A 10,526-nucleotide genomic window follows, 5' to 3' on the forward strand; every position below is an offset into this window, starting at 1 on the left:
CAGGATGAATTGAGGCTTTCATAATACCACTCTCTTTGTTTTCAAAACGAGTATCGCCACCTGAACCTATACCAAGCACCATACTCTCAATAAATGACGCGCAACATTACCAGAAATACTATTATAGATCAATTTTTTCCCGCTGGTAAAAGACGTCCTTCTTCAAAAAAGTCACTTTGCCTGTCTTAACATCATGCAAACCAGCAATAATGCCTACCTCTCCCTTGGCTAATAATTCTTTAATAATAGGGCTTTGCTCTTGAATTTGTTTGACTACATGCAAGGCATTATTTTTAGCAATGGCATCGATTAATTCAGCTTTGTCACAATCATGAATCCCCATCTCTTTTTCTGTAGGAGCGACTACCGGCTTAATCTTCCCAAGGACATGGTCCAAATGTCCCAACTTAACGTCATGGCAAGCACCAGCCACAGCCCCACAGGAAGTATGTCCAAGCACTACAATTAAACGTGAACCGGCCGCTTTGGTAGCGAATTCCAAACTACCCAAAATATCCTCATTCAAAATATTACCTGCTACACGCAAAGTAAATAAATCAGCCAATCCTTGATCAAAAAATAATTCAGGAACACTGCGCGAATCCATGCAATTCAGTACCACAGCCCAAGGGAATTGACCATAAGAAGATTGCTTTGCCTGAGCAAGATAATTACGTTGACGCATATTATTGGTTAGGAAACGTTGATTACCTTCTTTCAAACGCTGCAAAGCCTCCTTGGGGGGACATAGCTTGTTGTGTCGTAGCCGATGTCACTTTTTTCTGCATCGTCAACACCTCTTCAGCAGACTCCGCTGCCCACAGCCCTGCACTTAATAGAAAAATCCCACCGGCTAAAAAACCTATCCTAATAGTCATTTTACGTCCTTATGTAAATTAATGGTTAACAACCGTGCAAACAATAGCTAGTTTACAATGAACTAGCATTAAATACGATCATTAAGCTCAACCCAAACTGGAGCATGATCAGAAGGGCGCTCAGCCTTACGAGGTTCTTTATCAATACCGGCTTGCAGACAGAGAGCCTTTAGTGCTTCACTCAGCAAGATATGATCAATGCGTAATCCTCGATTGCGCCTAAAAGCAGCAGCACGGTAATCCCACCAACTAAAGAGGCGCTCTTCCTGCGGAAAATGACGGAAACTGTCTGTTAAGCCCAAATTTAATAACGTATTAAACGCGTCGCGCTCTTGTGGACTGACCAATACCTGTCCAACCCACTCCAACGGATCGTGCACGTCTCTATCTTCTGGGGCAATATTAAAATCACCGACAACAGCCAGTTTTGGATAAAGTAATAATTGCTCCTTGATAAATACCGTCACTTTTTCCAACCAATCAAGCTTATAACGATATTTTTCTGAAGTTAGCTCCGAGCCATTTGGTACATAAAGATTGATAAGACGAAGTTCTCCTATCGTCGCTGCTAAAATTCGGCGTTGGGGATCAATTAAACTTGGAATATCAGTCATCACATCGTTAAGAGGATAGCGACTAATAATCGCAACACCGTTATAGGTTTTTTGACCAGCATAAACAACTTCATAGCCACACTCAATAAAAGCTTCTTTGGGAAAGCTTTCATCAACCAATTTAATTTCCTGCAATGCCAAGATGTCGACCGCGGATGACGCAAGCCAGGTTAGAACCTGGTCTAAGCGAATTTTCAGCGAATTTACATTCCAACTGGCGAGCTTAAGCACACCAATCTCCCTCGTATTCAATAATTAATGGGGCATGATCAGACCAGCGTCTCTCTCTAGAAATACTGACCTTACTGACACTACTGACTAAACCAGGAGTAATGACTTGATAATCAATACGCCACCCTATATTTTTATCCCAAGCACCGAGACTGCGGTAAGACCACCAAGTATATTGTTCTTCTTCTTGATTTAATACTCTAAAGGCATCCACAAATCCTAGAGTACCAAAAAGACTGTCCATCCATGCACGCTCTTCAGGCAGAAAGCCAGAGTTTTTCTGGTTACCACGCCAGTTTTTTAAATCAATTTTTTTATGAGCAATGTTGTAATCGCCGCACAAAATTAATTCGCGTCCTTCATTTTTTAAGGCTATCAAATGATTAGCAAAACGCTCTAAAAAATCATATTTTACGGCTTGTCGGCCTTCACCACTCGTTCCTGATGGTAGATAAAGAGAAATCACACTCAAACGCGGATAATCAAATTGAATATAACGGCCTTCATTATCACAATAATCAAAACCTAAACCCTTTCGCACCTTTAAAGGCTTATGACGAGCATATATTGCCACACCACTATAACCTTTTTTTGGGCATCATAATACTCACAAAAATAATCACGTGGATAATAAAGCTCTTCAGGCAACAACTGTGGTATTTGAGCTTTTGTTTCCTGAAGGCAAACAAAATCAGCATTCTGGGTAGCTAGCCAGTCATAAAATCCATTCCGAGCTGCCGCTCGAACGCCATTGGCATTAAAACTGATTATTTTCACGTGGTTATCACCGATAAAAATTAGTGACCTTACTAGGTCTTGGGTCGAATTACAAATTTAAACTGCCGCTTTCTTTCTTAGGCTCATTGCAATCTCTCCTAAACGCTTACCCACCTGTTTTGCCAGTATAATTTCATCTTGACTCAACGAAGTGACATTAGTAAGACCTGAAACATGGGTTACGCCATAAGGAGTACCACCTGTTTGTGTACTACTTAGAGTCGGTTCAGTATAGGGTAAACCCAGCAGTAACATGCCGTGATGGAATAACGGTAACATCATACTGGTAAGGGTAGTTTCCTGTCCACCATGCATCGAGGTTGAGGAAGAGAAGACACAAGCTGGTTTATCCACTAAATCACCGGTGAGCCACAAAGGAGTCGTACTATCTAAAAAGTATTTCAGGGGAGCAGCCATATTACCAAAACGGGTCGGGCTTCCTAGAGCTAGTCCTTGACAATGGCGCAAATCATCCAGAGTTGCATAAGGTGCTCCGGTATCGGGCACGGAGTTATCCACTGCCTCGCAGGTAGCCGAGACAGGCGGTACTGTTCTTAATCTGGCTTCTATCCCAGCAACGCTTTCCACACCACGAGCAAGGTATTGAGCGAGTTGAGCTGTCGCACCTGTGCGAGAATAATAAAGGACCAGAATATAAGGTTTAATCATTAAGCAACTCCAAAATTTTTTCCGGTGGGCGAGCAATAAGCATCTGCTGGCCAAAAATAACGATGGGTCTTTGCAAAAGTTGTGGGTGGTCAATAATCGCTTGAATGATGGTTTCCTCATTAGCCTCTGCCAAACGTTGCTCCTTATAGATGGCTTCGTTACTACGTACTATAGCAGCCAAACCTAATTTAGCAGCAAAGCGACGTATGACCTCAGCAGATAATGATTGATGCATATAATCAACAATCTTAAGGGGCACAGCAGCGTCTTGAAGTAGTTGTAAACAAGCGCGCGATTTCGAGCAACGCGGATTATGATAGATCGTATACATGCCTCAATCCTTAGTAAAAAGACTGAGTATAACAAAGATCATTTTGTCGTACATGAAGTGAATTAAAGTGATTTAATAGAAATCATGGTGAATATACATAAATCTTAATGTATAATGAATACCCCCCTTTTAAAACCACTTATGAGACTGGCATGTCACAGCCTTTGATCAATATTTCTCGTCGACAGGCACTTTATTTTGCCAGTTTCTTAGTTCTTTACCAATTTCTGGTCTACATTGCTAATGATATGATCATGCCTGGCATGCTTCAGGTAACTACCTTCTTTCATGCTCCGGAATCCGCTATAGCGACTTCATTAACGGTTTATGTGCTTGGTGGTGCGAGTCTGCAATTATTTTTAGGACCCATTTCCGACCGTTTTGGCCGTAGGCCTGTCATGCTTGCTGGCGCATTAATTTTTCTTTTTTACCTTACTGATTGCCTGTTCTAACTCAATGGAGCAATTTTTACTCGCTCGCTACTTTCAAGGTATGGGTTTATGTTTTATTGCGGTTATTGGCTATGCCACTTTACAAGAAATCTTCGCTGAAATGGATGCCATTCGTTTAATTGCCATCCTTGCCAATGTAGCTTGTCTCGCTCCCTTGCTTGGTCCTTTAGCTGGAGCCAGCTTTATCCTGTATTTTCACTGGCGTGCTATTTTTGCTTTGATTGGGGTATTGGCCCTGCTTGCTCTTTGGGGAATATGGCGCTTTATGCCTGAACCTATAGGGGCGATTAAAAAGATGGTGAAAAGATAAACCCCGCTACTTTAGCACCACGGGTGGTTGCGACTAATTATCTACGATTATTGAGCAATCCATCTTTTATGCTGGGTGCAATAGCCAGTGGCTTATTGGCAATACCTTGCATAGCCTGGATTGCACTCTCGCCAATTATTTTGGTGACTGACGCCCAATTAACAGTGGTCGAATATGCTCTATGGCAATTACCCGTTTTTGCAGCAGAAATTTTAGGTAGTTGGTATCTGCGTAAATTGACGCATCAATATTCAATTAAGAAAATAATTTTCTTAGGTTCAATCACAGCTATTGGTGGTCTTTTAGTTGCATGCTTGCTTCCTTTGATGAGTAATGGCAGTTTTTTATATTTAATGCCTGGACTTCTAGTCTACTCGTTTGGCCAAGGTGTAACTACCGCCCCCTTAATCAGACGTACTCTTTTTGCAACACCTGTCAGTAAAGGCACGGCTTATGCTTTGATAAGTATGGTGAGTATGTGTGCTCAAGCGCTAGGTGTTGAAGTAGCTAACCAGCTCTATGCGACGACACACAGCAATAGCTACCTCGGTCTCTATTGTGCGATAGTAGCCGTTATGTATTTGATTACTTTACTGGGCGCATTTAGCATCACCCGACAACAGGATAATGAAGCGGAATTAGCAACGACATATTGATACCGGATCCCGTATAAATGCTGCGCATTTTACGAGATAATGTTCGTTGAGCGATATAAAATAGAGTCCTGTTTTTTATATCGAACTCACGTTAATTAGCAATAGCTGAGTTTCCCATGGATTGGAAAGAAAGAATAACCAATAAATTTTATGAAGCTGAACGTTTTATCCGTTTTGTGGCTCATCATTTTATTCATGATGATTGTACTTATCGTGCTTCAGCACTCGCTTTTGCCAGCCTGCTCGCTGTTGTTCCCCTTATGTCTGTTGGTTTGGCTATTCTCTCTTCTTTTCCAGTTTTTCAAGGGCTTGCGCAACCGGCACAAGATTTTATTTTTGACAATTTTGTCCCCGCTACCGGAAAAGTAGTACAAAATTATTTACAGCAATTTACAACTCAAGTCTCTAAATTGTCAATTTGGGGCGTCATGTTCCTCTTTGTTACAGCTATCTTGGTTATGGTGACCATTGAAGGCACCATGAATAAAATTTGGCGGGTTTCCTCACCAAGAAAAGGGGTAGCGGCTCTTCTTCTGTATTGGGCTATTTTATCCTTGGCACCACTCTTCCTGGGTTTAAGTGTAGTCATCAGTTCTTACGTGATTTCCATTCCACTTCTTAAAGCTCATCATGCACCCTTAATTTTGTTAAATACCATTCCCTTTGTTATTTCGCTGACTGGTTTTACCTTTTTATATGTCATCGTACCTAATTGTGCTGTCAAATTTCGTGATGGCTTCTGGGGAGGCGTTATAGCAGCCCTATTATTTGAGTCGGCCAAACAAGGTTTCGCTTACTATTTAACGCGCTACGACACGTATCAATTACTTTACGGCGCATTTGCCACAGTACCGATCTTTTTTATCTGGGTTTACTGGGTCTGGATTATTACCCTTTTAGGTGCCGAGATCAGTTATGCCCTCGCAGTTCATCACCAAAGGCGGACAGGAAAAGCAATCGATGGATTTTCGCATGCACTTCTCTGGCTTCATCAGCTTTGGCATGCCCAAAGAAAAGGCAAAAGCGTCTCTTTGGATTTACTCGTCAATGCCAGTACCCATCCTTTTGCAATTGATGTCGATGACATGGTAAAGCTTCTGACAGATTTGGAGTTGATACATACTACAGCCGAAGGTTCTTTTATGTTAAGTCGCGATCTAAGTCAGCTAAGTTTATACAGCCTAAGCCAATTACTTCCCTATCGCCTGCCTACACCTTCCGAGGTAGAACATATTAAATCGGTACACACGAATCCTTGGCATGTTATTTTTAAAAAAATGACGAGGAACTGCAGAAGTGCCTCGCCATTGATTTAAATCAACTGTTTAGTCAAAGTTGTGCAATTTAGCCTTCGTTAAACACTTGGCTTCTCTTCTGAAATACTATTTAAAGCTTGATGTGCAACAACAAGGGCTTGAGAAAACTCTGCAAAAATATTTTCTGTACCTACTAACTTGATAATGCCCGCTTTTTGCAACTTGGATTTTACCCGCGCATTCGCCCCAGTCAACATGACTCGAACTTGACGCTTATGGAAATTAACAATGACCTCCTCTAACGTCTGCAAACCGGTAATATCAATAAAAGGAACCCAACGTAATCTAATAATTAATAGTCGCGGCTCCGTATGAGTACTAATGAGTGCCCGTTCAAAATTCTCTGCTGCCCCGAAGAAGAACGGTCCTTCCACAGCATAGACTAGAAGCCCTGTAGGCAAAAGGTGGATACCATTACTAGCGAACTCTTTTTGTAAGTCCTGCTCACTAACTTGTTGTACTTCAACACTGGCAGCCATGCGCCGCAGAAAGTGGAAAGTAGCTAAAATAACTCCGATATTGACTGCAACCACCAAATCAACAAACACAGTGAGTCCAAAAGTTACTAGTAGAATAAGCACATCAGCTCTTGGAGCTCGTTTAAGCATTTTGAAAAAATGAGGTGCCTCGCTCATATTCCAAGCCACAACAAATAAGATAGCTGCAAGCGCCGCCAATGGTACATGTACTGCCAATGGTGCAAGAAACATAATAATCAATATCAAGGTAACTACGTGCACGATACCCGCAAGAGGACTAGTACCCCCATTGCGAATATTAGTTGCTGTGCGTGCAATAGCGCCAGTTGCAGCAAAGCCACCAAATAAAGGAGCAGCTATATTGGCAACACCTTGGCCTATTAACTCTTGGTTAGAGTTATGTCGAGTGCCAGCCATGCCATCAGCAACCACAGCGGAAAGTAGCGACTCAATCGCTCCAAGCATTGCAATAGTGAACGCTGGACCAAGTAACTCAATGAAGCGGTTAACCGTAACTGTTGGCCAATGTAAGGCAGGTAACCCTTGAGGGATCCCACCAAACGTACTGCCTATGGTAGCTACCCCCTTAAACTGGAAATAAGCTTGCAGGCCAGTAGCAACCAGCAAAGCAATTAAAGGCCCTGGGACCCGTTTCATACCCGGTAATTTGTAAGAAAAACATACCAGCAATAAAGACAGTACGGCTAAGGCAGTCGTTGTTGGTTGCCATTGCGGAAATACTTGCAGCAAATGCCACAGCTTCTCATGAAAATGAGCGCCTGACACAGCGGGGAGCCCAAAAAATCCTTCCACTGGCCTACCCAAATAATAACAGCAATACCCGCTGTAAAGCCGACAATGACTGGATCGGGGATAAATTTTATTACGGTACCAAGACGTGCCATTCCTAGAAAGAGCAATATAAAGCCCGCCATTAACGTCGCAATTTGCAACCCATCAATACCATACTGAGCAGTAATACTAGAAAGAATAACAATAAAGGCACCTGTTGGCCCCGCGATCTGTAAGCGACTACCTCCAAATGCGGAAACCAGAAGTCCAGCTACAATCGCCGTATAAATTCCCTGTTCCGGTTTAGTGCCAGAAGCAATTGCAAACGCCATTGCCAATGGTAAGGCCACAACACCAACAATAACTCCTGAAACAATATTGGGTAACCAGTTTTGTCGGCGCAACAAACCAGCACGGTAAGCTTCTAATAAAGCAATCATAAGCACTCAATCTGTGATTTGAAAAATCGCCATTATAGTTCTTTTGTTGTTTATTTTGCGACAAATTTCTCACAATTAAGCGCATTTTAATACATTAGCTTTCTATTGATAGCCATTTATTTTGTATGCTAGTGCCCTCATAAATTAGCATAAGCTGGGGAAAAACGGATAATCTCAAATTACTATGCCAAGAGAGTCCCCTTTTTGTTTATGGTATTAGCTATGAGGTGAATCTGGAGGTGCGGCAGTATCATCCAGCGTAGCAACCATTCGTCTAATGCCGAGATCACCTGTTATTTTTCGACCCACAGTTAAATTAATATTTATTATTTGACCCACCTTACCTTTATCACTTTGATAAAGAACTTTTAAGGGCAAAGTAATTTTCCATTGATTGTTATTGGACTCGAGCAATTGGGCATGCCCGTTAATCTCGCTGCTCATGGTTAATTGGAGTGTTTTAATTGCTTCAATATTACCCGATTTATACATAGCAGTCTTAAATTCAATCCATCCCTCTTCAGTGAAACAAGATTGCAATTGCTGCAATTGCGTATCAATAGACTCCGAATTAAAACGAAAAGACTGCATTGCCGCATATTCTGCCCAACTTAAAACAAACGCTTGATCAAGGCTAGTGGTTCCGGTAGAAATGTTATAATCACAATTGATAACAGCTGGTTGTTGGGTTGCCGTGGTTTGATAAGTGAGATCATTTTTTAGCACTTGTGACGATTGCTGTATCGGATTATTTGCTGGTATTTTTGGAGTTGCACTATTAGCTCTGACCGTAGTTGAATCCATATTGGATGAAGAAGCCAGGATAATTGGGTGTACAGAAGGCACGCTCAGCGAAGTGTTCCTTGGCATGCCATGATCGCCGATAATTTTCCAACCTATTGTTACATTTAATTGAGTTACTTTATTTTTGTCGTTTGCATCAGCAAAATTTAACGGAAAGGTGATTTTCCACTGTTCACTATCAGCGGCAGTAAGGCGAGCCTCTTCATTCGTCAGGCTGCTTATCATGGGCTTTTTTGCTTTACTTACTTCAATACTATCTGATTTTTGTGCTGCTGTTCTAACCTCTCCATTTTCTGCATACCACGAGTGTAATTGCTGGGCAGGGGTATCTAAAAATTTATATTTAAAATCAAATGATTGAATCAGAGCCTGGTTTAATCCATATAAAATAAAATTTTGATTCATTTGCGTCATTTCGGCAAGCGTTTTATAAACAAAATTGCTGGTAGGTTCTTCTTGATATTGAGCAATTGGCATTCGATGTATTACTGGAGTCCTTTGTGGAGATTGGTATGGCGGTGATTGAACAAAATGTTCTAACTGTCTTGCATTTGCAGTATTGGTTGGAGTCCTTAATCCAATACGTTGAGGGAAGAAGGAAGTAAAAAAGTAGTTATACTGTTTTGTACGGTATTCAAAGTATCTGTTTTTTATTAGCCACAATTTGGTACATACCGCGAATTGCCTCATCTACCGCTGTTGATTTTACGGATATCGGGGAAAACCGCGGTGTAGCAATCATTTGCATGATGCCGAGATTGCCATTTACTTTCCGGCCTACAGTTAGATAAACATTAAGAAAATGAGTAACCCTTTGCTCATCGCTTTGATAGACCACTCTTAAAGGCAAGTTGATTTTCCATAAATAATCTTTGAATTCGATGAGTTGAGCTTGACCATCTATCTGACTACTCACGGCCAAATTTTGCGTCTTAATGGCATCCATGTTACCTGAGTTTTGTAATGCGCTCTTAAATTTAACCCAACCATTTTCGGTATAACAAGCTTGTAGTTTTTCCAATTGGGTATCCATGGATGCAAAATTAAAATCAAACGATTGCATAACAGCTTGCTGGGTCCAATTGATGATAAATCCTAAAGCAATATCTGAAGTTTCAACAGGAATTCTATAATCACAATTAATAGTATCTGTTTGCTTTTGTTGCTCAGGGATTAAGGATTGAGTATCTTGAGCTTCTTGCAGTTGAGGTAAAGCAGAAGAATAGGCTTCTTGTACTGCATCAATTGCTTCTTTTGGTTGTGTTAATTCTGGCTGCACAGATTTTTTATGATTGAACCTCTTCCTACCAATATTGCTGTAGAAAAATCCGGAGATTGCAAAGCCTGCGCTTGAATACAGATTAAGTTGACTAGTGCACCATAAAGAATGTTTTTTCATGGAACAATTTTATTAATAAGTATTCGACCATTCTGTGATAATCACAGGTTTTCGTCTATAGAATTGAAGTAATAGTCAATAGCGTAGAGAATTATTTTAAAAATAATTATTTAAATTCAACAGATTATGATTAATTATTTTTTACTACTGCACGCAGAGAAATGCCACATACCTTGACACTTTCAAGCATTTTAAAACGTATTGGAAATAAATTTGCTTTGCCTTTAGTAACAGATAAAACCAATAGGAAGAAAAACGTCTATTCCAAATAACCCTCCACACAATCATGCAGAGGGTAACCCCAGCTTATAAAATATAGCGAGCCAAATCTTCATCAGCCACTAGTTTACCTAAATGTTTCTCCACATAAGCAGCATC

Annotated in this window: 13 protein-coding genes and 2 pseudogenes; 5 read left to right on the forward strand and 10 right to left on the reverse strand. The window is 40.9% G+C overall.

Annotated elements, in window-relative coordinates:
* Nucleotides 1–121: 121 nt before the first annotated feature.
* From BN58_RS20630 to arsC, 6 genes and pseudogenes are all read right to left on the reverse strand, one after another.
* The gene (locus BN58_RS20630) at nt 122–730 is read right to left on the reverse strand and encodes a carbonic anhydrase (protein ID WP_232220209.1); all 609 of its coding nucleotides are present in this window, start codon (nt 728–730) and stop codon (nt 122–124) included.
* Entirely contained in the window at nt 708–878 is a 171-nt protein-coding gene (locus tag BN58_RS37340) for a hypothetical protein (RefSeq protein WP_019215090.1), read from the reverse strand. Before BN58_RS37340 ends, BN58_RS20630 begins: the two co-directional genes overlap by 23 nt.
* A gap of 68 nt (nt 879–946) precedes the next feature.
* Nucleotides 947–1,723, reverse strand: a complete 777-nt coding sequence (gene xth / locus BN58_RS00105; protein ID WP_019215091.1) for an exodeoxyribonuclease III — start codon at nt 1,721–1,723, stop codon at nt 947–949.
* Nucleotides 1,716–2,500, reverse strand: a pseudogene (locus tag BN58_RS20635) (exodeoxyribonuclease III). Before BN58_RS20635 ends, xth begins: the two are co-directional and overlap by 8 nt.
* Nucleotides 2,501–2,557: 57 nt before the next feature.
* Nucleotides 2,558–3,169, reverse strand: coding sequence for an NAD(P)H:quinone oxidoreductase (gene wrbA / locus BN58_RS00115; RefSeq protein ID WP_019215092.1), 612 nt, complete (start codon nt 3,167–3,169; stop codon nt 2,558–2,560).
* Nucleotides 3,162–3,500: an arsenate reductase (glutaredoxin) gene (arsC, locus tag BN58_RS00120; protein ID WP_019215093.1), complete on the reverse strand. Its 339-nt coding sequence runs from the start codon at nt 3,498–3,500 to the stop codon at nt 3,162–3,164. The genes wrbA and arsC overlap by 8 nt, the downstream gene beginning before the upstream one ends.
* Before the next feature lie 152 nt (nt 3,501–3,652).
* Between arsC and BN58_RS35630 the strand changes: the two genes are divergently transcribed.
* The 4 genes from BN58_RS35630 (at nt 3,653) to BN58_RS20645 (ending at nt 6,234) form a co-directional block, all read left to right on the forward strand.
* A complete protein-coding gene (locus BN58_RS35630) occupies nt 3,653–3,952 on the forward strand; it encodes an MFS transporter (RefSeq protein ID WP_269570055.1) in 300 nt (99 codons plus the stop codon).
* A 4-nt stretch (nt 3,953–3,956) separates the two neighbouring features.
* On the forward strand, nt 3,957–4,262 hold the full coding sequence (locus BN58_RS35635; protein WP_269570056.1) for an MFS transporter: 306 nt from the start codon (nt 3,957–3,959) through the stop codon (nt 4,260–4,262).
* A gap of 23 nt (nt 4,263–4,285) precedes the next feature.
* Nucleotides 4,286–4,918, forward strand: a complete 633-nt coding sequence (locus BN58_RS32190) for a hypothetical protein (protein ID WP_232220210.1) — start codon at nt 4,286–4,288, stop codon at nt 4,916–4,918.
* Between the two features lie 116 nt (nt 4,919–5,034).
* The gene (locus BN58_RS20645) at nt 5,035–6,234 is read left to right on the forward strand and encodes a YihY family inner membrane protein (protein ID WP_019215094.1); all 1,200 of its coding nucleotides are present in this window, start codon (nt 5,035–5,037) and stop codon (nt 6,232–6,234) included.
* Nucleotides 6,235–6,272: 38 nt separating this feature from the next.
* Here BN58_RS20645 and BN58_RS37345 read toward each other — a convergent pair whose 3' ends face one another.
* From BN58_RS37345 to BN58_RS27775, 3 genes and pseudogenes are all read right to left on the reverse strand, one after another.
* On the reverse strand, nt 6,273–6,869 hold the full coding sequence (locus tag BN58_RS37345; protein ID WP_408605433.1) for an STAS domain-containing protein: 597 nt from the start codon (nt 6,867–6,869) through the stop codon (nt 6,273–6,275).
* A pseudogene (locus BN58_RS20650) lies at nt 6,855–7,945 on the reverse strand (SulP family inorganic anion transporter); the annotation flags it as partial. The pseudogene BN58_RS20650 and the gene BN58_RS37345, both read right to left, overlap by 15 nt.
* Nucleotides 7,946–8,161: 216 nt before the next feature.
* Nucleotides 8,162–9,226 carry a DotI/IcmL family type IV secretion protein gene (locus BN58_RS27775; protein ID WP_051131810.1) on the reverse strand — a complete coding sequence of 355 codons (1,065 nt, stop codon included), beginning with the start codon at nt 9,224–9,226 and terminating at the stop codon, nt 8,162–8,164.
* On the opposite strand from BN58_RS27775, the gene BN58_RS35640 reads away from it, so the two are divergent.
* The gene (locus tag BN58_RS35640) at nt 9,220–9,354 is read left to right on the forward strand and encodes a hypothetical protein (protein ID WP_269570058.1); all 135 of its coding nucleotides are present in this window, start codon (nt 9,220–9,222) and stop codon (nt 9,352–9,354) included. The genes BN58_RS27775 and BN58_RS35640 overlap by 7 nt on opposite strands.
* Before the next feature lie 29 nt (nt 9,355–9,383).
* Here the strand turns inward: BN58_RS35640 and BN58_RS20660 are convergent, their stop codons facing one another.
* Complete coding sequence (locus tag BN58_RS20660; RefSeq protein ID WP_051131811.1) at nt 9,384–10,028, reverse strand: DotI/IcmL family type IV secretion protein; 645 nt, start codon at nt 10,026–10,028, stop codon at nt 9,384–9,386.
* Nucleotides 10,029–10,526 lie beyond the last annotated feature (498 nt).

Origin of the sequence: Legionella tunisiensis (assembly GCF_000308315.1) — a bacterium.
Lineage (GTDB): Bacteria > Pseudomonadota > Gammaproteobacteria > Legionellales > Legionellaceae > Tatlockia > Tatlockia tunisiensis.